At 50.7% G+C, this 22,467-nt stretch carries 25 protein-coding genes and 1 tRNA gene; 16 read left to right on the top strand and 10 right to left on the bottom strand.

What is annotated here, in order from left to right; genetic code table 11:
• Positions 1–34: 34 nt before the first annotated feature.
• Positions 35–499 carry an FxsA family protein gene (locus tag ACJ9Y9_RS02405; protein WP_028016416.1) on the bottom strand — a complete coding sequence of 155 codons (465 nt, stop codon included), beginning with the start codon at positions 497–499 and terminating at the stop codon, positions 35–37.
• Positions 500–834: 335 nt separating this feature from the next.
• Here ACJ9Y9_RS02405 and aspA point away from each other — a divergent pair, with 335 nt between their 5' ends.
• The 6 genes from aspA to ACJ9Y9_RS02375 all read left to right on the top strand — a co-directional run bounded on the left by aspA (position 835) and on the right by ACJ9Y9_RS02375 (position 6,620).
• Positions 835–2,271, top strand: coding sequence for an aspartate ammonia-lyase (gene aspA, locus ACJ9Y9_RS02400; RefSeq protein ID WP_003855923.1), 1,437 nt, complete (start codon positions 835–837; stop codon positions 2,269–2,271).
• A gap of 115 nt (positions 2,272–2,386) precedes the next feature.
• A complete protein-coding gene (locus tag ACJ9Y9_RS02395) occupies positions 2,387–3,688 on the top strand; it encodes an anaerobic C4-dicarboxylate transporter (protein ID WP_028016415.1) in 1,302 nt (433 codons plus the stop codon).
• A 113-nt stretch (positions 3,689–3,801) separates the two neighbouring features.
• Positions 3,802–4,125, top strand: a complete 324-nt coding sequence (gene cutA / locus ACJ9Y9_RS02390) for a divalent cation tolerance protein CutA (RefSeq protein ID WP_028016414.1) — start codon at positions 3,802–3,804, stop codon at positions 4,123–4,125.
• Entirely contained in the window at positions 4,101–5,792 is a 1,692-nt protein-coding gene (locus ACJ9Y9_RS02385) for a protein-disulfide reductase DsbD (RefSeq protein ID WP_028016413.1), read from the top strand. Before cutA ends, ACJ9Y9_RS02385 begins: the two co-directional genes overlap by 25 nt.
• A 49-nt stretch (positions 5,793–5,841) precedes the next feature.
• Positions 5,842–6,417 (top strand): transcriptional regulator, encoded by a 576-nt coding sequence (locus ACJ9Y9_RS02380; protein ID WP_028016412.1) that lies wholly within the window; start codon positions 5,842–5,844, stop codon positions 6,415–6,417.
• A gap of 127 nt (positions 6,418–6,544) precedes the next feature.
• Positions 6,545–6,620, top strand: a tRNA-Phe gene (locus ACJ9Y9_RS02375).
• Positions 6,621–6,896: 276 nt separating this feature from the next.
• Here ACJ9Y9_RS02375 and ACJ9Y9_RS02370 read toward each other — a convergent pair.
• Together ACJ9Y9_RS02370 and ACJ9Y9_RS02365 are read right to left on the bottom strand one after the other, a co-directional pair.
• Complete coding sequence (locus tag ACJ9Y9_RS02370; RefSeq protein WP_032676642.1) at positions 6,897–7,850, bottom strand: site-specific integrase; 954 nt, start codon at positions 7,848–7,850, stop codon at positions 6,897–6,899.
• Positions 7,851–7,890: 40 nt separating this feature from the next.
• Positions 7,891–9,429: a TraI domain-containing protein gene (locus ACJ9Y9_RS02365; RefSeq protein WP_032676641.1), complete on the bottom strand. Its 1,539-nt coding sequence runs from the start codon at positions 9,427–9,429 to the stop codon at positions 7,891–7,893.
• Positions 9,430–9,626: 197 nt separating this feature from the next.
• Between ACJ9Y9_RS02365 and ACJ9Y9_RS02360 the strand changes: the two genes are divergently transcribed.
• From ACJ9Y9_RS02360 to ACJ9Y9_RS02335, 6 genes are all read left to right on the top strand, one after another.
• Positions 9,627–10,187, top strand: a complete 561-nt coding sequence (locus tag ACJ9Y9_RS02360) for a hypothetical protein (protein WP_032676640.1) — start codon at positions 9,627–9,629, stop codon at positions 10,185–10,187.
• Between the two features lie 176 nt (positions 10,188–10,363).
• Entirely contained in the window at positions 10,364–11,380 is a 1,017-nt protein-coding gene (locus ACJ9Y9_RS02355) for a hypothetical protein (protein ID WP_032676639.1), read from the top strand.
• A 108-nt stretch (positions 11,381–11,488) separates the two neighbouring features.
• The gene (locus ACJ9Y9_RS02350) at positions 11,489–12,685 is read left to right on the top strand and encodes a conjugal transfer protein TraF (protein WP_072268468.1); all 1,197 of its coding nucleotides are present in this window, start codon (positions 11,489–11,491) and stop codon (positions 12,683–12,685) included.
• A 57-nt stretch (positions 12,686–12,742) separates the two neighbouring features.
• Complete coding sequence (locus tag ACJ9Y9_RS02345) at positions 12,743–13,288, top strand: hypothetical protein (protein ID WP_032676637.1); 546 nt, start codon at positions 12,743–12,745, stop codon at positions 13,286–13,288.
• 35 nt (positions 13,289–13,323) lie between these two features.
• Positions 13,324–13,971: a hypothetical protein gene (locus tag ACJ9Y9_RS02340; RefSeq protein WP_032676635.1), complete on the top strand. Its 648-nt coding sequence runs from the start codon at positions 13,324–13,326 to the stop codon at positions 13,969–13,971.
• Positions 13,968–14,246 carry a hypothetical protein gene (locus ACJ9Y9_RS02335; RefSeq protein ID WP_032676634.1) on the top strand — a complete coding sequence of 93 codons (279 nt, stop codon included), beginning with the start codon at positions 13,968–13,970 and terminating at the stop codon, positions 14,244–14,246. Before ACJ9Y9_RS02340 ends, ACJ9Y9_RS02335 begins: the two co-directional genes overlap by 4 nt.
• 83 nt (positions 14,247–14,329) lie before the next feature.
• Here the strand turns inward: ACJ9Y9_RS02335 and ACJ9Y9_RS02330 are convergent, their stop codons facing one another.
• From ACJ9Y9_RS02330 to ACJ9Y9_RS02300, 7 genes are all read right to left on the bottom strand, one after another.
• Positions 14,330–15,013 carry a hypothetical protein gene (locus tag ACJ9Y9_RS02330; RefSeq protein ID WP_000793034.1) on the bottom strand — a complete coding sequence of 228 codons (684 nt, stop codon included), beginning with the start codon at positions 15,011–15,013 and terminating at the stop codon, positions 14,330–14,332.
• Positions 15,014–15,143: 130 nt separating this feature from the next.
• On the bottom strand, positions 15,144–16,097 hold the full coding sequence (locus tag ACJ9Y9_RS02325) for a DUF1281 domain-containing protein (protein ID WP_000493293.1): 954 nt from the start codon (positions 16,095–16,097) through the stop codon (positions 15,144–15,146).
• A gap of 91 nt (positions 16,098–16,188) precedes the next feature.
• The gene (locus ACJ9Y9_RS02320; RefSeq protein ID WP_032676633.1) at positions 16,189–17,181 is read right to left on the bottom strand and encodes an ArdC family protein; all 993 of its coding nucleotides are present in this window, start codon (positions 17,179–17,181) and stop codon (positions 16,189–16,191) included.
• Between the two features lie 95 nt (positions 17,182–17,276).
• The gene (locus ACJ9Y9_RS02315) at positions 17,277–17,900 is read right to left on the bottom strand and encodes a hypothetical protein (protein ID WP_032676632.1); all 624 of its coding nucleotides are present in this window, start codon (positions 17,898–17,900) and stop codon (positions 17,277–17,279) included.
• Positions 17,901–17,981: 81 nt separating this feature from the next.
• Complete coding sequence (locus tag ACJ9Y9_RS02310) at positions 17,982–18,290, bottom strand: hypothetical protein (protein WP_032676630.1); 309 nt, start codon at positions 18,288–18,290, stop codon at positions 17,982–17,984.
• Between the two features lie 154 nt (positions 18,291–18,444).
• Complete coding sequence (locus tag ACJ9Y9_RS02305; protein ID WP_001003975.1) at positions 18,445–18,810, bottom strand: hypothetical protein; 366 nt, start codon at positions 18,808–18,810, stop codon at positions 18,445–18,447.
• An 88-nt stretch (positions 18,811–18,898) separates the two neighbouring features.
• Positions 18,899–19,315: a hypothetical protein gene (locus tag ACJ9Y9_RS02300; protein WP_032676627.1), complete on the bottom strand. Its 417-nt coding sequence runs from the start codon at positions 19,313–19,315 to the stop codon at positions 18,899–18,901.
• Between the two features lie 749 nt (positions 19,316–20,064).
• On the opposite strand from ACJ9Y9_RS02300, the gene ACJ9Y9_RS02295 reads away from it, so the two are divergent.
• The 4 genes from ACJ9Y9_RS02295 (at position 20,065) to ACJ9Y9_RS02280 (ending at position 22,426) form a co-directional block, all read left to right on the top strand.
• Positions 20,065–20,430: a hypothetical protein gene (locus ACJ9Y9_RS02295; protein ID WP_032676625.1), complete on the top strand. Its 366-nt coding sequence runs from the start codon at positions 20,065–20,067 to the stop codon at positions 20,428–20,430.
• Between the two features lie 43 nt (positions 20,431–20,473).
• Complete coding sequence (locus ACJ9Y9_RS02290; protein WP_032676624.1) at positions 20,474–21,211, top strand: HupE/UreJ family protein; 738 nt, start codon at positions 20,474–20,476, stop codon at positions 21,209–21,211.
• Positions 21,212–21,224: 13 nt separating this feature from the next.
• The gene (locus ACJ9Y9_RS02285) at positions 21,225–21,914 is read left to right on the top strand and encodes a hypothetical protein (RefSeq protein WP_032676623.1); all 690 of its coding nucleotides are present in this window, start codon (positions 21,225–21,227) and stop codon (positions 21,912–21,914) included.
• Between the two features lie 149 nt (positions 21,915–22,063).
• The gene (locus ACJ9Y9_RS02280) at positions 22,064–22,426 is read left to right on the top strand and encodes a hypothetical protein (RefSeq protein ID WP_226991620.1); all 363 of its coding nucleotides are present in this window, start codon (positions 22,064–22,066) and stop codon (positions 22,424–22,426) included.
• Positions 22,427–22,467: the final 41 nt, after the last annotated feature.

Genomic DNA, 22,467 nt, shown 5'->3' with positions numbered 1-22,467 from the left:
GCCCGGTAAGCGAAGCGCCACCGGGCAAAAAAAATCAGCGATCGTCTTTATGGTCTAAACGGTCGTGCTGTTCATCCTTACGCTGATACTCCCCTTCAAACGTATCACCCGGGCCGGTGCTGAACCCACCGCCCGGCATACGGCTAAAGCGCAGATGCGGCAGCAGCTTCATGGTCAGGTGCTTTTGCACCGGTGGCAGAAGCAATAAAAGGCCGAGGAAGTCGGTGAAGAACCCCGGCAGAATCAGCAGCAGACCCGCAATTATCAGCGAAACGCTTTTGATCATCTCCGCGGCCGGGCTTTCACCAGCAGCCATCTTCTGCTGCATTATCAGGAAATTTTTGAAACCCTGATTACGCACCAGCGACATGCCGATGACGGAGGTGAAAATCACCAGAATCAGCGTCAGCAGGACGCCCAGCACATGGGCAACCTGGATGAAAATGGAAATCTCAACGTAAACATAGAGAAAGAAAGCAATAAACGGTATCCAGCGCACTGGCATCTCCTGTGTGGCAGGTGCCGTTGGGCCCCTGTCTGAATGTGTTCGCGACGCGCGTTTGTATGAGATGGTGACGGTTAGCGAAATTTCAATCAGTTTGCACGGATATTTTTTTTGGAAATATTAAAGCGGTGACTCATTTCACAGATTAATAATTATCATGGAATCGGCTCGATAATAAGTGATCCAGCTTACGGCAATTCGCTATCATCAGCATATGATCTCGAGCATCTGGCTGATTGAGGGAATAATCGTCGGTCAGAAAATATTCAAAACCACATTAATACTGTGTGTTTAGTACAATCCATCGGCAGCTTGAAAAGAAGGTTCACATGTTAAACAACATTCGTATCGAAGAAGACTTGTTGGGTACCAGGGAAGTTCCAGCGGATGCCTACTACGGTGTCCACACTCTGAGAGCGATTGAAAACTTCTACATCAGCAACAGCAAAATCAGCGACATCCCTGAATTTGTCCGTGGCATGGTGATGGTGAAAAAAGCCGCAGCACTGGCCAACAAAGAGCTGCAAACCATTCCTAAAAGCGCGGCAAATGCGATTATCGCGGCCTGCGATGAAGTGCTGAACAACGGCAAATGCATGGACCAGTTCCCGGTTGACGTCTATCAGGGCGGCGCGGGCACTTCTGTCAACATGAATACCAACGAAGTACTGGCAAACATTGGCCTGGAGCTGATGGGTCACCAGAAAGGTGAATACCAGTACCTGAACCCGAACGACCACGTTAATAAATGCCAGTCGACCAACGACGCCTACCCTACCGGTTTCCGTATCGCGGTGTATGCCTCTGTAGTGAAACTGGTGGACGCGATTAACCAGCTGGGCGATGGCTTCCAGCGTAAAGCGGTTGAGTTCCAGGATATCCTGAAAATGGGTCGTACCCAATTACAGGACGCAGTGCCAATGACCCTCGGCCAGGAATTCCACGCGTTTAACGTGCTGCTCAACGAAGAAACGAAAAACCTGCTGCGCACCTCCGAGTTGCTGCTTGAAGTGAACCTGGGCGCAACCGCCATCGGTACACGTCTGAACACCCCGGATGGCTATCAGCAACTGGCGGTACAGAAACTGGCTGAAGTCTCTAACCTGCCGGTTGTCCCTGCAGAAGACCTGATTGAAGCGACCTCCGACTGCGGCGCTTACGTGATGGTACACAGCGCCCTAAAACGTCTGGCGGTGAAACTGTCCAAAATCTGTAACGACCTGCGCCTGCTCTCCTCTGGTCCGCGTGCGGGTCTGAACGAAATCAACCTGCCAGAACTGCAGGCGGGCTCGTCCATCATGCCAGCCAAAGTGAACCCGGTTGTGCCTGAAGTGGTGAACCAGGTCTGCTTCAAAGTCATCGGTAACGACACGACCGTGACTATGGCCTCTGAAGCGGGTCAGTTGCAGCTGAACGTGATGGAACCAGTGATTGGCCAGGCGATGTTTGAATCCATCCACATCCTGACCAACGCCTGCTACAACCTGCTGGAAAAATGCATTAACGGCATCACAGCGAATAAAGAAGTCTGTGAAGGTTATGTCTATAACTCCATCGGGATCGTCACCTACCTCAACCCGTTCATCGGCCACCACAACGGTGACATCGTCGGTAAGATTTGCGCCGAAACCGGTAAGAGCGTACGTGAAGTGGTTCTGGAACGCGGACTGTTGACCGAAGCCGAGCTGGACGATATTTTCTCGGCCCAAAACCTGATGCACCCGGCATATAAAGCGAAACGATATACCGATGAAAGCGAACAGTAACCGTTCAGGCTAGGCTTCTTAAGGCACGTCACTTGTGACGTGCCTTTTTTCTTTATAAGCGTTACCAAAATACAACAATTCAATATCAACTTGTTAATAAGCAAGGCAGGTCCTTATGTTTGGAGCAGAACTCGTCATCGTCTTGTTGGCGATTTATTTGGGAGCAAGACTCGGGGGTATCGGCATCGGTTTTGCCGGCGGTCTCGGGGTGCTCGTTCTTACCCTTATCTTTCAGATCAAACCCGGTGCAATACCTTTTGACGTTATCGAAATCATCATGGCAGTTATTGCCGCTATCGCAGCGATGCAGGTGGCAGGCGGTATGGACTACCTGGTGAGTCTGGCGGAGCGTATGCTGCGCCGCCATCCAAAATACATCACCTTCCTTGCCCCACTGGTGACCTGGTTTATGACCATTCTCGCGGGAACCGGACACACCGCATTCTCCACGTTGCCGGTGATTACCGAAGTGGCGAAAGAGCAAGGTATTCGTCCTTCTCGTCCGCTCTCCATTGCGGTAGTTGCGTCGCAGATTGCAATCACCGCGTCGCCAATTTCCGCTGCCGTAGTCTTCTTCGCCGGTATTCTTGAACCGATGGGCGTGAGTTACCTGACGCTGCTGGCGATCTGTATTCCGGTGACGCTGATTGCGGTGATGATTACTGCCGTACTGTGTAACTTCCTTGGCGCCGAACTGAAAGACGATCCGGTGTATCAGGAACGTCTGGCTAAGGGTGAAGTGAAACTGCGTGGTAGCCAGGTCTTCGAACTGAAACCGCATGCAAAACGCTCGGTATTGCTGTTCCTGATCGGTATCGTCGCAGTCATGTTCTACGCGACCGCCATCAGTGACACGGTGGGCTTGATCCAGAACCCGGTGCTGCCGCGTAACGAAGCGATTGTGGTGTTCATGTTGACCATCGCTACGCTGATTAGCATCACCTGCAAAATTGACACCAGCGAAGTGCTGAACGCCAGCACCTTTAAATCCGGTATGAGCGCCTGTGTCTGCGTACTGGGCGTTGCATGGCTCGGTGATACCTTCGTGAAAGCACACATCAGCGATATTCAGACCGTTGCGGGTGACCTGCTGCACAACTACCCATGGCTGTTGGCGGTAGTCCTGTTCTTCGCCGCTACCCTGCTTTACTCTCAGGCGGCGACCACCAAAGCACTGATGCCTGCGGCACTGATGCTGGGCGTAACGCCACTGACGGCAATCGCTTCGTTTGCGGCGGTTTCTGCTCTGTTTGTTCTTCCAACCTATCCAACTCTGCTGGCCGCAGTGGAGATGGACGACACCGGCTCAACCCGTATCGGTAAATACGTGTTTAACCATGCGTTCCTGATCCCGGGTGTGGTCGCCATTACGTTGTGCGTGATCCTCGGATTTATCATCGGCGGCATCGTGCTGTAAACCATGCGTTGTTGTAAAAATAGTTAAAATCGGGCCGCTCTGCGGCCCGATTCATTAATGACCAATCGCCTCGCGTGATATAGTGAAGACTTTCGTGATGAGGAGGTCGACTTGTGAACACGCCTGATGCTGTTGTCGTATTGTGCACCGCCCCCGATGAAGCCTCTGCCCAGGATCTCGCCGCCAAAGTACTGGCCGAAAAGCTGGCTGCCTGCGTGACGCTCCTCCCCGGAGCCACCTCCCTTTACTGCTGGGAAGGTAAACTGGAGCAGGAGTACGAAGTCCAGATGCTGTTAAAAACGAATCAGGCGAACCAGCAGGCACTCCTGGACTGCCTCAAATCTCATCATCCTTACCAAACCCCAGAACTGCTGGTGTTGCCAGTAGTCCACGGCGATAACGACTATCTCTCATGGCTCAACGCTTCCTTACGCTGATCCTGCTGCTGTGCAGCACGTCAGTATTTGCCGGGTTGTTTGACGCACCCGGCCGTTCGAATTTTATCCCTGCCGACCAGGCGTTCATTTTCGATTTTCAGCAAAATCAGCACGACCTGAATCTCAACTGGCAGGTCAAAGAGGGGTATTACCTCTACCGCAAGCAGGTAAGCATCACGCCAGCTCAGGCAAACGTGGGCGCTTTACAGATGCCCCCAGGCGAGTGGCATGAGGATGAGTTTTACGGCAAAAGTGAAATCTATCGCCAGCGCCTGAGCGTGCCTGTTACGGTGAATCAGGCCGATAAAGGCGCCACGCTGACGGTGACCTATCAGGGGTGTGCGGATGCCGGGTTCTGTTATCCCCCTGAAACGAAGGTGGTTCCACTCAGTGAAGTGAAAGCGTCAACCACGGTTACCCCTCTTCCTTCGGGCGAGAAGCGTGAAGCTCCCGCTGACCTTCCGTTCTCCGCACTGTGGGCCTTACTGATTGGCATTGGCATTGCTTTTACCCCCTGCGTGCTGCCGATGTATCCGCTCATCTCTGGCATCGTGCTGGGCGGTAAGCAACGCCTTTCCACCGCCCGCGCGCTGCTGCTGGCCTTTATTTACGTGCAGGGTATGGCGCTTACCTATACGGCGCTCGGCCTTGTGGTTGCCGCTGCTGGGTTACAGTTCCAGGCGGCACTTCAACATCCTTATGTGCTTATTGGCTTGTCGGCGATCTTTATCCTGCTGGCACTGTCGATGTTCGGCCTGTTTACCCTGCAGTTACCGTCGGCTTTGCAAACCCGCTTAACGATGATGAGTAACCGTCAGCAGGGGGGCTCTGCAGGCGGCGTGTTTGCGATGGGGGCGATTGCCGGTCTGATTTGTTCCCCGTGTACTACGGCCCCACTGAGCGCCATCCTGCTCTACATCGCCCAGAGCGGCAATATGTGGCTCGGCGGGGGTACGTTGTACCTTTATGCTTTAGGGATGGGTCTACCGCTCATTCTGGTAACAGTATTTGGTAATCGTCTGCTGCCTAAGAGTGGTCCGTGGATGGAAACGGTGAAAACCGCGTTTGGCTTTGTCATCCTCGCGCTGCCGGTATTCCTCCTTGAGCGTATCATTGGCGACGTCTGGGGCTTGCGCCTATGGGCGATGCTCGGCGTAGCATTCTTTGCCTGGGCATTTCTCGTCAGCCAGGGGGCGAAACAGCCATGGATGCGCCTGGTGCAAATCCTGCTGCTGGCTGCCGCGCTGGTGAGCATACGCCCTCTGCAGGACTGGGCGTTCGGCACACCGGTGGGTCAGACACAAGCGCATCTGAACTTCACCCAAATTAAAAACGTGGATGAACTCAACAGCGCCCTGGCAGAGGCAAAAGGTAAACCGGTGATGCTCGATCTCTATGCTGACTGGTGTGTCGCCTGTAAAGAGTTCGAAAAATACACCTTTAGCGATCCACAGGTGCAAAGCGCCCTGAAAGAGACTGTTCTCCTCCAGGTGAACGTTACAGCCAACAGTGCACAGGACAAGGCCCTGCTGAAACAACTTAATGTTCTCGGTCTGCCAACCATATTGTTCTTCAATGAACAGGGGAAAGAGCAGCCGGAACAGCGCGTAACCGGGTTTATGGATGCGGCGGCTTTCAGCACACATTTGCGCGATCGCCAACCGTAAACAACACTTTAGACGGGACAAACCGTTGGGAATAGCGGAGGAGAAAACCGTGCAACGTGAAGACGTACTGGGACAAGCCCTGCAATTACTTGAGATTCAAGGGATCGCCAGCACCACGCTTGAGATGGTAGCCGACCGTATCGATTACCCTCTGGATGAGCTTAAGCGCTTCTGGCCGGATAAAGAGGCACTGCTTTATGATGCTCTGCGCTATCTCAGCCAGCAGGTTGATGTCTGGCGCAGGCAACTGATGCTGAACGAAGAACTGACAGCGGAACAAAAGCTGCTGGCGCGCTATACCGCCCTGACCGAATGTGTCAGTAACAACCGTTATCCGGGCTGCCTGTTTATTGCAGCCTGTACGTTCTATCCTGACCCTGGCCATCCTATCCATCAGTTGGCGGATCAGCAAAAACGGGCGGCGCATGACTTCACCCACGAACTGCTGACCACACTGGAAGTGGATGACCCGGCAATGGTGGCTAAGCAGATGGAGCTGGTACTGGAGGGTTGCCTGAGCCGCATGCTGGTAAACCGTAGCCAGGCTGATGTCGATACGGCACATCGCCTGGCTGAAGACATTCTGCGCTTTGCTCAATGTCGTATGGGCGGAGCATTGACGTAAACGAATCGGCTAAATTGGGCTGATTCGGCGCGTAAACCGTCAGATTGCCGCAAACTTAAGCAGTTGAACAGCTTTTCCTGAAATAAGGTTGACGATAAGGCCTGATTGCGGTTTAATGCGCTCCGTTGCCCGGATAGCTCAGTCGGTAGAGCAGGGGATTGAAAATCCCCGTGTCCTTGGTTCGATTCCGAGTCCGGGCACCACTTCTTCAGAGCCTGTTCGTTAAGAGATGAGATCCTTAACGGGCAAGACAGCAGTCCCCAGACGGCATGATGATGGTACTTGTGTTACCGCATCAGTTGAACACGGGACTTAAATCCAGAGGATGTTGGTACCATCCTCTGGATTTCTCACGTCCACAATTTACTTCACGAACGTATTTACCCTCAGATCTTCCCTGTGTCAATCTTTTGTAAAGCAAACATCCCTTTTTTTTCCATTTTTAATTTCATCAACTTAGATTTAACTTAAGATTAGTCTTATGCAGCATCCAGCTCCTCCAGCATGTCCCGTACCTTATCCAGGTCACTTTCAACATACTCCAGCGTGACCGCCGGTGTTGAATGACCCAGCAGGTCCTGTGCCATCTTCAGGTTACGATCCGGCAAACGCATCAGGTTAGTCGCGATGGTGTGTCGGAACCTGTGCGGACTGACTGTAAAACCGCATTCTCGTGAAAGCCGTCTGAAAAACGCACGCAACGGCGGATAATCCATGTTGCTGCTGATTTCATTCTTCCGGCCATCAAAGCGAGAAAGATTAAACAACTGGTCCTGCATCTTCGCGCCACGCTCAAGGGAGAGGTTATAGAGCCTTTCAAGTCTGGGACGGAGGTTTTCAGTAATCGGAACCCGGTGCTCCTTATGGTTCTTGGAACCCTCAGGCCGGAGATTAATCCAGCGGTGCTCAAAATTTACATCCTCCAGGCGAATGTGCAGCAACTGGTTCTGGCGCATTCCTGTCCTCCGCAATGCATCCAGTACCGTTAGCCAGAACCATGCTGGCCGTAAGGCGCTTTTTCTTAACTCCATCATACCAGTCCGTTCATCCTCTTCCCTTGCCAGCATGTGCAGATAAATTTTATTCATCTGCACATCAGTCAGTGTTTTTTTGCGTTTGACATCGGGTCGGGTGATTACGCCGTTGAAAGGGTTTTCCCTCATCGTTACAAGCCCATTAACGATGGCGTGATTAAATATAGCGCGCATATGAGTCACTTTATTATTCCATGTCGTTCTGCTCAGTCCTTCCTCATGGATAATTTTTCGGCGCCACGTTAAAACCAGCGTTTTATCAACCTGCTCAGGTGAAATACCTTTCCCGCTAAAGGAAATGAATGATCTGACTACCTTCCTGTAGCTCCACTCCGTAGCCGGGCGCAAAGATTTACTGAAAAAATAATCATCCAGCACTTCTTCAAATGCATTGTTCATATTCACCTCGTATATTGTTATTCTGACTTAAACAATAGTATTAATTTCTTCGTGCAAGCCATACGCTGTCCGGTGGACAGGTTCCTTTTCTGTAAATAATGTCAGCACTCAGCATGTATCCTGACATTTTGGTGTAACGACCGCTTTTGTCCGGCGTATCGTATTTATGGTAATGCCAGAGGCCTTTACCATTTCGTGAATAATGAACGTTCAGAGCTTCAAAGCTTTTTTGTAACTCTGATTTATCCAGTGACTCGTTTGTATTCAGCGATAAATATTTAAAAAAACACTCAGGTGAAACAATGAATACAAACTGAGCCAGAATATGTGCAAAACTCTCGCCCTCATTGACACTAGCCGTACCGTCAAGGATTGAGGATTTCAGCCAGTCCAGAAACTTTTCTCCTGGAGTGCCAGATTCCATCCCGACCAGCGAAGGCTCTTCAGAAGAAGTAGTTTCAACCTTCTCTTCAACAACAGGAGCACCAGAGCCCGACATCTGGTCAAGCACGCTAAGAAATTCTGCGGTTGATACCGACTCATCCGGGACAGTTTCATCACCTGTTCGTTCATCGGATGACTGTGTATCATGATTATCAAATGCCGAAAGCAACGTAACCTGACCGGTAACATCCTTAGCAGCATAATCACCTGTCTGGTTAGTATCGTAACCTATTGAAGCATTGTTAATTGGCTCTGGAACCGGTGTTATATTTTTGTGACTGGACGTTTGATGCATATCGTCGTCTATTAAATTTGGGATATTGTTTGTTCTGGATCCTTCCTCCCCTTCCTCCCCTGAGGTGATCACCTTATCGCTTTCAGAGGGGCTTGCTGTACCAGAAACGGTTCCTGATTTATTGGCAACGCTGGCAAGCGCATCGCTGATGATGCTGTTGAGAATTCCAGACTGAGCTTTTTGTCCGCTGAGGTACAAAAATAGCGCACCTGAAATCGCCGGCCAGCGTTGAAGCCAGATAGCCGCAGCATCCGGGATGAGTTTACTGGCAATGTACATGCCGTTCATTGAAGCCGTTCTCCCCTGCCGGGGACGCACCCGCCAGTTTGCACCGGGTATTTCCATCCCCGGACACCAGGCTTTTCCGTTCGCCAGGCTCCCTTCAATCTGCGACAACCAGTCAAGATGATGAAAAAGCCCAGCCCAGAACACTGCGCATATCCAGGCAGGCCCCTGCTCTGCCTGCTCCTCAGGCGTCGCTCCCGGAGGTAACATCATACCGCGTACCAGCCTCACGGCACTTGCGGCCACGGATAAACTGAGGTCAGTAAAGCTCCCTGGTGTGGCGAACGGCCCCGCCCAGGCTGCCGGTACTTCCTGAACGCGAGCAGCCATTTGCTCTAAGGGTTTTAGCCAGAATTCGTCAAAGGCTGACTGTGACAGTGGGCAATTTTCCCGCAACATCCGGACGTTCTTCTGTCGCTCCGCAGTTCCCAGTAACAACTGACCGGACAGTACGTTCCGGAACCCTCCCGCTTGTGCCGGCTGCACGGATGGCCTTACTGAGTATTCCGTTCCGACTGCCAGCCCAAGGCCTGTTAACCATTTCAGTCCACGCATAAGCACCCCATAACCAAATACCGAATTGACGCTACGCTATGGAGACGGTTGTATTTTGCAAGTCAAAAGCCTTAGTTCCTGATTAAACAAAACGAACTTGCATTAATCCTTAAAGGCCGGTTCACAGTTTTCAGATGAAGAGAATTAATCAGCATGCTTCCTTAAGCGCCATCAGAAATCTGAGGGAAGCTACAGGAATGCAAAGATTAGTGGTCTCTGGAATTATCCTCTGCTGGGGTCTTGCGAGTTACGGGCTCATCGCTTTAATTACGGGGTATCAGGATGGGATGGTGTATCTCTGGGGGCTTGTATTGATATCCCCTTTTTCTCTGAGAGTGGTGAACTGGATGCAGCGCAGACTCATCAGCCAGCCCTGCATCCTGAGCTACCATAAGCGCAGCTCAAGGATATTCGTGCATCTGTCGCCAAACCAGCCAACCGTCAGTATTTCATCCGAACGTGTGGCCTGGTTCTGGAATGGAGTGCTAACCAGTATAGAGGACGCTCTCAGTGGCAGAGAGAACACCATCGTGATTGCCTCCCATCTCCTCACCTCTTATCGAATTAAACGTATCAGAAGGCATCTTCAGATTCAGGCCGGACATTACCGAAGCCATGTCATACATGTCCCCTTCACACCCGCTGCGCGTGCAGTTATGCAACTGGAAATTCTTCTTGCACAGTGGCGCTGGCGTGTACCGTCCAGAACGTTATGGCCCGTTCTTGTCATACGAAAAACTTTCAATCCGGAAAAATAATTTCCCCTGTTTTGATTTTTCACCCGTTGTCACACTGGCTACATCAATGTAGTCGATCTGAACGATCGATTTTCATCGTTATACATCCACTCTGGTGCGCGGTAACGTATCCACAGTGGATACAATAATTAATAACTTAAGTCGAATTAATGTATTAGCCAACACCGGGAAATTATATGAACCGTCTGAACGTCACCTCCATCCTTGCCAGTATCATCACTGAACGGGATGAAAATATGCAGCAGCTGGTAGCCCAGCTTTCGGACGGAAAGAAAACGTCTGGCAGCCCTATTGCAATACGTTTTAAACCAGCTGTCAGGGATTTCGTCACACTGGTATCAGGACGCCTGGGTATTTCATCAGCTGAACTGGTCAATATTCTCGTCGAGGGTATCATGCGCGAGACGCTTATCCCCCGACAGGCTGTGATCACACATATCCACGAACGGTTCTGGCTGCTGATGGATGAGCACCGCCTGTCGGTACTGGACGTGGCTCGCCTGCTCTCGGACTGGAATATCGGTCTGAGCGTTCTGGAAAGCCGTGAAAGAACGATGGATTACTTAACTGCACCTTTGCTGAAACAGCTATCTGACTGGTTCTGTGTAAGTACCAGATGGCTGGAAGGAAGTGATCCCCGGCCAGTGTACCTGACCGCTTTCAGCGAATGGATTCAGGTTGCCATGATAATTAAAAAAAGAATTCAGGAATATACATCTGACGACAACCTGACCCGTCCTGACATATTCCTGGTCAGAGAGAATCAATACACCTCAGGAGATATCAAAGACGAATCCGGACATGTTTTCATTTTTATTCGGCGCTATAAAACCGTTAATAACACAACAATTCGTGTAGTTGAATGTATCGGGCATTGTCCATCTTCAGGTACTTATAAAACACAACTTAATTCATTCCTGAGTATGAGCAACATTCTCTTCAGAGCGCATATTCTCAACAGTTTCGACACATTTTATGCATCCGGTTATTTACTGGATGCGCTGAGAGAAGGAAAGATACTTCCGGCCGCTGCACTGTGGGAAATTCAGAAACTTCAACAAACAGAGTCAGGTAAGTTTTCTCAAAATATATGGACCGAAGAGGAAAGAGAACCTTTTCTTTTCCCTGAGGAATTTATAACACCAGAATGGAGTAAATTTGTTAGCCAAATAACAGCCCTCAATATTAAGTGAAATAATCAGTCAGACACATTGTTTTATTGGTGCACCAGCGCCAGGGGATTTTTTTGCCTTAAACACCATAAACGACAAAGGATATAAATGATGAAAGCTTCAATTTCAATGATTACACGCTGCGTTTCCCTTGCTCTTCTGGTTTCCGCAGCGCCGTCGGTTAATGCTGCGACGAACTGGATGGAGGCACGCGGTGATGCTATGGGTGGCACCGGCGTGGCATCCGCGCACTACGGTACTGCGGCTCTGTCTAACCCTGCTCTGTTAACTACGTCCGGACCAACCGATGATTTCAGCCTGGTGCTGCCATCGGTGGGCGCCCAGGTCTCTGACCCGGATAAAACCGTGGATAAAGCGGATGATGTTAAGGACCTCTGGGATCGTTTCGACAGCGCCGTCGCTAATCAGTCCGGTGTCAGCGAAAGCGCCGCGGCACTCAAGAGTAAGCTTCAGGATTTGAAAAACACACATGCGAACGGCCAGGTCGGGGCTTCAGTTATTGCAACTGTGCCGAACCAGACACTACCGTTCGCCGTTGTGGTGAAATCATGGGGTACTGTCTCTGTCGATGGTAAGGTCAGCGATCACGACCTGGAATACCTCGACAAGGTCGCCGATGGCACAATCCCCCCTTCTGCAGTGGATACTGACTCACTTACGTCAAGAGCCTACGGTCGTGCGGCTGTGATCACCGATGTCGGAGTGGCCATGGCGCATGAGTTCGAAACTGCAGGACATGCCTGGTCCTTTGGTATCACACCAAAATACCAGCGCGTTGACCTGTTTAACTACAACGTTTCCGTCAGTAATTTTGACAAAAACGACATTGACTCCAGCGAGTACCGCAATACCAAAACCGGTTTTAACGCCGACGTCGGTCTGTCCACAAACCTGAACGACAACTGGACTCTTGGTCTGGCCGTACAAAATATCATCCCCCGCTCAATCGATACCAAAGAAGTAAATGGTGAAAAGGGAACGTTCAGGATTAAACCGCAGGCCACTGCCGGCGCCTCATGGCACAACAGCTTCATCACAACCGCGCTCGATGTCGACCTGACTGAGGCGAGTGGTTTCACCAGTGATAATAAGCGTCAGTTTGCAAGTCTGGGTGCCGAGATTAATGCCTGGAACTGGATGCAGGTGCGCGCGGGATACCGCCAGAACATGGCTTCCGGAGAAGGCAATGCTTTCACTGCCGGCCTGGGGTTCTCTCCGTTTGATGTGGTTCACCTGGATATCACGGGCATCGCAGGCACTGATCGTACCTACGGGGCGGTTGCACAACTTCAATTCACTTTCTGATCCAGCAAAATGAAGGGGCTGTTTACTGACAGCCCTGGAAGTCCTCAGGAGAACACTATGAAAAAACTCATTCTTTGCTCAGGTATCTCTTTTGTACTTATGGCTCTTGCTGGGTGTAGCCAGAACCAGCTCAATCAGTTTCAGCGGCAACTGTCAGATGTCAGCACGATGATATCACCTGGTGAGCAGCATCCTTCTGAAAAAGAGGCTGAACGTAATGAGATTGCCCAGGCATTCAGCCTGCCAGTCGGCGTAGATACTGCTGCACTACGCCTGAAGCAGCATTATGGTTTTCCTTCTGATGAAGACGTTTCAGCCGCAAGAAACAATGGTCAGGGAAATGCTGGCTGGTCAGCATCGGCAATTTCAGAAGGTGCCAGTTGGTCAGCCCAACCTGGGTCTTATTATCGCATGAGCCGGAACTGGGCAGCTAATGATCGTCTGACAATAGAAGTCACAGGCGATGCTAAACGCAGCAACGTGACCGCAATTTATCGTTCCTCCAATCCGGAGCATCTTAAACCTGAATGGACCGCGCGCCTGTGGAAACAAATTCCGGAAGTCGCACGCGGTACGAAGGTTAGTCGGGAGGTCGGGCAATGAGCAAGTCACCTTCTCCACGGCCGCAGGAGACTGATATGTCCAGTTTACCAACTGGTGAAAATATCAAAGCCATTGAAAAGCTAATTAGCGATGCCTCAGAGGTTATTGCAAAGCGAGAGCGCTCAGTCAGACGTGCAGAACGAAATCTGGAAATAGCCGAAGACCACCTTGCAGACCTGGAAAATCAGAGAGATGAACTCGTCATAGCGAGCTGGGGAGATGCTCCCAACTGGCATGGAATATTTAGTATGAGTGAGGATGCCTCAACCACCATGCGAGCATACCGTGATAAATGGGTCGGTACGATCGCAGGTCTGCGTCTGACTGCCTTCGGCAATATTTATACCGGACAGTCAGTTTACGGGATCGGTTTCACAACAAAGTCTGAAGAAGAACTGGAGCAAACAATCCGGATGGTGGAGTTTGTTCTGCCGTACCTTATTGCTGATGAGCGAAAAGAAAAATCATTAATGATTTATAACTACCCCGCGGTGGACTGCTGCCACAGCTTCGTTTTTAATATCGAAACAGGTACATATGGCATCGCCACAGATCGCTTTATGTCACGTCAGGAAACGATGGAGTTTCCCTCACTGGAATTCGCACTTCGTCATCTCCAGGCAAACACCTTAATAGACGATGTAGATAAACGGAAAAGCCTGAACGATGAGGTGACGGAATGAAAGATGTGTACTGGGTAGTCGAAGCCAACGGGAAGGAAATTGGCGCTATGACACTGGATGAGTTTGAAGACATCCACAAGTCCGTGAAGGCAAACTGGATGAACAGGATCGTTGCCGTTATCAGGTTTTTCTTTTTCCCTGCATATAAGAAAACAGGCCTGTACTGGCCTGAAATTGAAGAGGAAGTAAAAGCACTTTTGCAGGTCAGAACTGATGCTCCGCTCACCATTAAATTCGTTCGCGGAGAAATGCCAACTCAGATAAGACTACTATAACGGCCAGTAGCAAGATGCTGCCTCATCAACCATTCAATCTCTATACCCAATAAAAAAGCCCCCGGGAGGGAGCTTTTTATTATTCAGGCGGCCTGATTCAGGACATGACGTAAACGACCGGGCCAGTTGCCCTGGTAATGCGCAAACGTATGCAACACACGACGGCGTTCATCGCAAAGAGAGTTGCCAATAACCACTTCACCTGGCACTCCACACAGCGTTAACTGAATATAAGCCATCCCCGCAGCCAGCGGATCGATATCAGTAGCTGAAACCCACAAATACCGGTGTGGTGAATAACCGGCATCGCGCAGCACAGTGGCAAATGCGAGCGCCATACATCCCGCGCCACAGGCTGGCTCCGCCAGGGTAATAAAAGGCTTGTCCGCAAAATTATCAGCAACGTTGCCGAGCTGCATGCGCGCCATCATGATGCCCACATCCCATGGGGTAAAAAACTGACCACGATATTTATCACCCAGTTCAAGCTGCATGAAAACCTGTCCAAGAAAATCCCCCGGTGAATCATCCAGCCCATTGACAACATGGGCCAGCAATTCTGCCATACGGACTACATCCTTCTTTTCATAACGTGCAACTATGCGCAGATATTTCTGCTCCCGCTTTTCGCAGAAACTGAGGGCATTCTGAAGAGCAATAACGCTGCAACTGATGAAGTCTTCAAAAACCTGATGTCGATGGTGATAACGAGCAGTCTGGTTGAAAAGCGAAATGAACGCCTTTTCATGGTTTATTAGATTTTTCATGCATGTCTCCTTTAACGGGAAACACGCCCCTGACAGGGAAACAGTGTTTCCCGTCAGGGTGAAAAAAAGCCACAACAAGTGTTGTGGCCAGTATGTTGAACCGGTTAGCCCGGGTTATCCTGGTTTAGTGTCAGGCCCGAATGCTCCCGTATTGTGCCGCTGGCGCCGCATATGGCGTTACCGCTGTGGTTTCCGTAGAGACAAGGTACATTCTTGCTGTTTCACCGTTGCTCAGTTGCTGCATTTCTTCCGGCCAGGGGCCACTGTCAACGTGATCACCGCGGTCAAAACAGTTATATCCGGAAAAACCTTCATCCACTGATTTCCAGTAATGACGGATCTCACAGTCAAACAGCTCTGACATCTCACCCATAACCTCTCCAGATGGCGGGTACCAGGGGGTATCGAACGTCAGTAATATCGTGCCCAGTGATTCACGGCTCCAGTTGGCTTTATGACCAGCCGGGAACTCCACACCATACAGCTGCGTGTAAAGATCTGCAGTTGTGTTAAGCCCCCGGAACAAACCACTGTTACCGTTCAGCTCAGTTGCAAGACGTGACGGCATTATCATCAGCATATCGCAGGGACAACTCGCGGCCGGCATTATACTGAGCCATTCCCAACGCTCCTGCGGATCGAACTGTTCCCCGAAGCTGGCAACACCAAACCAGTCAGCATAGTGAACAGCCATCAACTGGGACATTATCTGGCGCGATGAAACTGGAATACTCTCCCATTTAAGTGTTTCCAGGCCGGACTGAACCCAGATCTTCTCCATACGTGCAATAGTAGCGCTGTCGAGCCACGCATCCTTTTCCATTAATTCCAGGAAATGCTGGAACGCCTGGTTTGCCGAAGTAGAAGCCCCCGTACCGGCGGCCGTAAGCATCGGATAAGCAGTAAACTCTGTCGCTTTTGTTGGCTTAAGTATCCCGGCACATCCAGCAAGAAACAGCTTTATGGCCTGCCGTATGGCATGTCGATAACGCGGAGTTTCAGTGCCGGCAATCCAGGACTGCATCACGTCAATACAAACAGATTTCGCAGTGATTTCCAGACGGTTTTTGCACCATGAAAACATAGTTATTACTCCTCTTTAGTTTAGACAGAGGGCATCTCCCTGAGGAGATACCCTCAGGGGATGCTGATGACCAGAGCCATCAAGTTTATTGTTAAGCAGCCTTGTTCTGTTCCGGTTGTCGGTTCAGTGGCTGCAGTAAAAAATCCGACGCTTCCCGGGCAAACCGGCAGGCGCGGAAAAAGGCTTTTTTATCGTCACGAAGTACCTTCAACCAACTGGCCAGATAGCTTTCATGTTGAACATCACCGTAAATACCCAGCTCTGCACAAAGAAAAGCACTGCCGGTTTCGGCAATAAGCTCCTCAAAGGCGTAAACTGGATCACCGAATTTTCGCGAAGAAGATGTTATCCCTTCACGGCTCAGACGGCGGCTGTGGCCGGTTGCATGAACCAGTTCATGCAGTAGTGTGGACCAGTAATCAGCTTCAGAATTAAACTGTGAAGTCGTAGGCATCACAATTCGATCGGTTGATGGCTGATAATACGCCCGGTTTTGTCGGTACGATGTGCAAACCACACCGGTTGCATTCAGTACTGACAGTACCTGCCCCTGTTGTTGTTCACTGAGTATGGAATGCCGCTCCTCTTCTGCCTCTATTGGCGGCATGCCGGCAACAGCATCCGGCAGTCCATCACACTGGGCGACATTGAAAAGTTGCAGCGGCTTCAGCATTGCAAGCGACTCCATGACGGGATTACCGTCTTTATCGAACAGCTTGTTATCGTTGCCATCCGTCGCCTGTTTCTCAAACGGTTTGTAGATGATGGCCATCGAGCTGGTTTCACCCTTGCGCACCTGACCACCCACGGCTTTCGCCTGCTGGTATGTCAGCCATCGATCGGATGAAAATCCCCGCTCTTCAGCAGACATCCACAGCAAGGGTATATTCACTCCGCTGTAATGGCGGCCGGTTGTGGCATTCACCGGTAACGCGCTGCCATGTACGTTCTGTGCAGAACGCCACGGCCGGCGCCACGGTGGAACCCCTTTTTCCAGGGCGGCAATGATTTTGTCGGTGACCTGCTGGTAAAGATCGGCTTTCTGAGCCGGCGCGGCCTTACGGCCGCGAATGGATTTGTTCATAAGGATGCAACCTGTAAAAAAGGGCGCATCCTCCCCGGGGCGGAAGAATGCGCCACCGGGAGTGGAAAAAAGTCAGAGATAGTCAGTAATACAACCTAGCGGCGGGTTCCCGCGTAACGGAAAGAGCCATCAGACATCACCTCGCTGACGCTGCTGCGTACGCTGCGAACCGCACTCTCAAACATCGTGCGATCAGCCGGTTTTGCCCGTTTACAGTCGAGACGGATTACCCTGTCAAGCACAGACAGCGCCTGTGAGCGCCAGCTCAGACGTTCCGCATTCCCTACACAGGCAGGTAAATGCCGGAGAGACTGATCGTAGAGCCAGCGAATATTGCTGCGATATTCCTCCACCAGGACATACACCTTTTCTGGCGGGCAGGTCTCCTTACGAATTGTCATACCAGTCCCCAGTGGACCGGCCGATGGCATCATAAAAAGATCGTGGTGTTCGTTCAGAACGGCGTCGAATTTGCTCTGCTCCATAAAGGTCTGAAAAGCGTATTCCTTCCCGGGAATTAACAGGTCTGCATTTTCCGACCAGTTTGCATCTTTCGAGGGATTACAACCTTCCGCCCATGCCCTGAGCCATTCGCCGGGGTTTCGGTCATCCGGAACCCGGATGTATATACCAAGGTTCTTTTCAAGCAGCAGTGGCCTTTGCATACCGCCCTGCTGTGATAAAAGAGGGCGTAATTCGGTTGAGGTAAAGCGAATCATCAGGACTCCTTAAATTAATAAGGAGGAGACCTCCCCTGGAGGGAAGGTCCCTCCGGGAAGTGTTAATCAGTCAGAACTGATTCAGTCGAAACGGTAACGCAGCCAGGCCATCTGCTGCGCCATCTGCCGTCCCGCCCGTAAAGCCTTACGTGCGGAGGCAAACTGACCGGCGCTGGCCAGTTGCTGATACTGCCAGTCACGCGAACTGTAGCCCGTTCTGCGTGAAATGATGGCGGTAAAACCCCCTTCAGACTGAACGACCTCGGCGCGGAAACTGCTGTGACCGCTACGGTTGGTGAACCATTCGGCCTGCTGCTGCCGCATTGCTTCTGAAATGCGGCTGAGGACGCGCGTGGTATGGGTGATAAACAACAGTATTATACTGCTCATGGTTTTCTCCTTAGTTAATGCGGAGAAAACCATCACCGCAGATGCAGGGAGGTTGTCCCCGCATGGGTTGGTACATCAGTTATAAGCTGGCTTCATTCAGAAAACACAACCACCTCCGTATGGAGAAAGTCCCCATAGGGTTCAGTGCATCACGTCAGAAATCAGCATCGCTGCGTTCCATAGACAGAAAGGCCTCTTCGTCTTTGACTGCGCTTTTGTAGAAATATGTCCAGGCTTCTTTATCAATACCTTCTGCCATGCGGCAGAGGTCGTTAAAGAATGCCTCCCATGATCCCGGTATAAGTTTTCGAACATACAGTTCAGCCAGTTCCCGGGCAACAGAAGCCATATCCCAGACGTAATACGGAAAGCCGTCTTCATCTGTCCCGGTATTTAGGTCAAGGCGGCGAAGCGCTGCGATACTCAGCAGTTCGCCTTCCGCTTTAGCCAGTGCAACTTTGTGAGCATTACGCTCGCTGGCACGGATGTGAAAATCTTCGGTGAGAATTAACTCGTTCATAAAGGATTCCTTAAAGAGTTGTGGAATCCTGTCCCTGACCGGGACAGAAGTCCCGTTAGGGTGAGAAAATCTTCGACTAATAAGGCCGTCAGGCGATGTCTGAGAAATGGGCGCTCTGATAAAACATTTCGCGCAATTGCTCTGTAGCTTCGTCCAGCTCTTTTTCCTCGCGAGACCTGGTAACGCCCTGAAGAAAAGCTGTACTCCAGTGAAAACTGTGAACATCTGTCCCCAGAAGCGTAAGCTCGCTCACTGCTTCTTCGACAAAGGTATGTTTTATGAAGCCATGCTCAGTTGCAAAACCAACTGTATACGCGACATGTCTGAGAAAAGTCAGGTAATCAGGAAGGCCGTCAGCAGGAACCTGAGGATCTGCGTCGACTATGAGTTTGTTATCCAGACGAACGTTAAGCTGAGTTTTTACGTAATCCACAATGATTTTTGCAGAAGCGGGTGAGTCACAACTCAGTAACGCGAGCGGATTGATCATGCTGGTGTAATGCATGGGTACGATTCCTTATGAAAAAAGGGAACCGTCCCAAAGGGAAAGTATCCCTTAGGGTGAGAATCAGGCCAAAAATGCCGGATGAGTAAATCAGGTGTTTGGTAGTGTGAAGTTAAGTAGAAAAGGACCTTAACCTGTAATCAGGTTCCTGTTTGCAAAGGTTAAACAGGTTTGAACCGCCCGAAAGCACCATCTCTCAGGTTATGATGGCATTGGCATGTGATTACCCGAAGGCGCCTGTCTCAAATCACTCAGGCATTGGCAGTTGTCAGAGACAACGTTAGCAAATTAAGCGTACACAATTCCCGCACCTCAGGCAATAGTGTCAACGCAAAGATCTTCCCACATTGTGGTTTGAACCAGGACGATGAAGCCCTTAACGGGAAAGTCACTACTGCTGAGAATATCCTGAGAAAATGTGTCATGTTTAAATTGATCAGAAAAAAGGATCATATTTTTACATTTTATGAGCGTTTTCTTTTTCTCTCAGTGATTTCCTGAAAGTTTCAGACAGTGCGCCATGGATGAAATACAGACAGGCATCAGTTGTATTAGCTCAGATATGACCTGACACATCTATGGCACAGAGCCAAACCTAATCTGACAGACAGCTCTGTGCCAAAAATGGAAGCTAGGAAATATTGAAATATTTCAGACAAAACGAGACTCAAAACAGCTATTGAAATCAGGCCAGCATAGCGGATACATTACGCACGTTGTTACCTTGTATCATCAGGATGCCGTTGACTGTGTTTATCAGCCGTGAAGTCATTTCCAGAATCGTGCTTATCATCATGGCTGTTGCCGTGCTGAGCAGTTCGCTTATGGCAAAACCACAGGCTGTCTACAACGTCCAGGATACAACGTCCATCAGTGACCATCAGCACGACAGCGATGAACCGCTGAATGAGCACGATCCGTTGCTGTTCCACTCGCACGGTAACGTGCATCACCTCAATGCCGATCATTCCCACGATCTGAACAAACTCTTCACACTGACTGCTTTGCAGGCCTGGAACGCAGGCATGCGGGCGATGTTTGCGCTGAGTTCAGAACAAATCCTGCGGATGCCCCTGGCCGCCCCCGAACGCCCTCCGAGATCCCTGATTGCCTAATAACTTCCTTTAATTCGTTATTATTCAAACTGTAAGGGTTTTTATGAATACCAGCCTTGATATGCAGGGCCGGTTGAGCGGTGGCCTGCTTTCTGCTCAGGCGCGTTCAGCTTGTCTGTTTTTTTTGTTGTTATTGCTGTTCTACAGCCAGGGCGCGTCTGCCCACGGCGTGGCGGAGGGCGACAAAGGGTACATCCAGGAAATCACCGGGATTAACATCATTCCGTTTATCTATCTTGGCGCGAAGCACATGGTGACCGGTTACGATCACCTGCTGTTTCTGTTTGGCGTGATTTTCTTTCTCTACAAAATGCGCGATATCGGGCTGTACGTCAGCCTGTTTGCTGTCGGGCACTCAACGACGCTGCTTATCGGCACGTTCTTCAATATCAGCGTCAGCGCTTATCTTATTGATGCCATTATCGGTCTGTCAGTGGTCTACAAAGCACTTGATAACCTTGGAGCTTTCCAGCGCTGGTTTGGTTTTCAGCCAAACACGAAGCTGGCCACGCTCATCTTTGGTTTCTTCCACGGCTTTGGTCTGGCGACCAAAATCAAGGAGTTCGAAATCTCTCCCGATGGCCTTTTCGTCAACCTGATTGCCTTCAATGTCGGGGTGGAGATAGGCCAGCTGCTGGCGCTCAGCGCCATCCTGATCATCATGAGCTACTGGCGGCAGACGGCGGGCTTTTTCCGCCATGCCTACACCGCCAACGTCGTCATGATGAGCGCCGGTTTCCTGTTAATGAGTTACCAGATTTGTGGCTACATTTTAGCCTGAGGGAGAAAAGAGAATGTATAACACTGATTTACCTACCCGTGCAGAATTGCCGTCGGCATTCAAACTGATGCAATCAACCATCCTGGCGGCGATTGTTGCGCTGACACTGCTGATCACTATCGTCATGCCTTCCGAATATGGTATCGATCCGACAGGCGTAGGACGTTTGCTGGGTCTCAAGCAAATGGGAGAGATAAAAACACAACTGGCTGCTGAAGCCGTTGCAGATAAACAAGCAAGTATAGGTCAATGGGGGCAGTCAACGACCCCGGAAAATGAACGCCCGGTGCCGGATAATCCGCCGACGATCACACAAAACAACTACCCGGAACTTAGCGCACCAGTGACAACCCGTTCGCCGGAAGTATCAACAACCGGTTCTCAACGCAATCAGTTGCTGATTACGCTGAAACCGAATGAAGCGGCTGAAGTGAAGATGGAAATGCGTAAGGACGCCCGGGTGGCTTTTCAGTGGATGAGTTCCGGCCCTGTAAACGTTGATGCGCACGGCGATCCGGTTAACGCACCGAAAGGGTTTTACCACGGCTATGGCAAGGACCGGCAGATAACCTCCGGAGATGGGGTATTGCAGGCCGCCTTTGACGGGAAGCACGGCTGGTTCTGGCGAAATCGAGGTTCGCAGACGATCACGATCCAACTGGATACCAACGGGGAGTACATGAGTATCAAGCGCGTCATCTGATTGATCGGGCCCGCATGATGCGGGCCCATTTTATTCATCCCGGCAATACAAGACTTTACACTCCAGCCCTTACATCCTCCCCGGGGGGATGCTAATCTTTTTAAACCATTGTCATTGTCCATTGAGAGAAGCATTGAGCGATGTACCTGATGTTTAAGCGTTCACCCCGTTATGTTCTGATGATTGTCATCATGGCCTTTGGCATGATGATGTCGTCGATGGGGACGTTTGCGTCGCACGGTACAAACGGCCTGACAGGCTACGAGATGAATCTGCACGATGCAGAAGTCACCATGACAATGCAGGATCACTCTCACGATTCGGATATCCCTCAGTCTGGTCACGCAGGTCATCATCAGACAGACCATTTCCATGAAACCCCTGAACAGCCGCCCTCTGTGGAGATTTCCCTCTCCCCTGTAGCAGACAGATGGTTGCCACTTGCCGATCTCCGTAGCCCGGTTAAAGCCACGGACATCATCTACCGTCCTCCCAGCACCCGCCAGATCTGATCGCTGTTACCGGCAGCTGTTTCCTGCCCGGCTTTAATCAA

This window comes from Enterobacter sp. CPE_E1241 (assembly GCF_045618265.1).
Taxonomy (GTDB): domain Bacteria; phylum Pseudomonadota; class Gammaproteobacteria; order Enterobacterales; family Enterobacteriaceae; genus Enterobacter; species Enterobacter adelaidei.
This window is presented reverse-complemented; position numbering and strand designations above follow the sequence as displayed.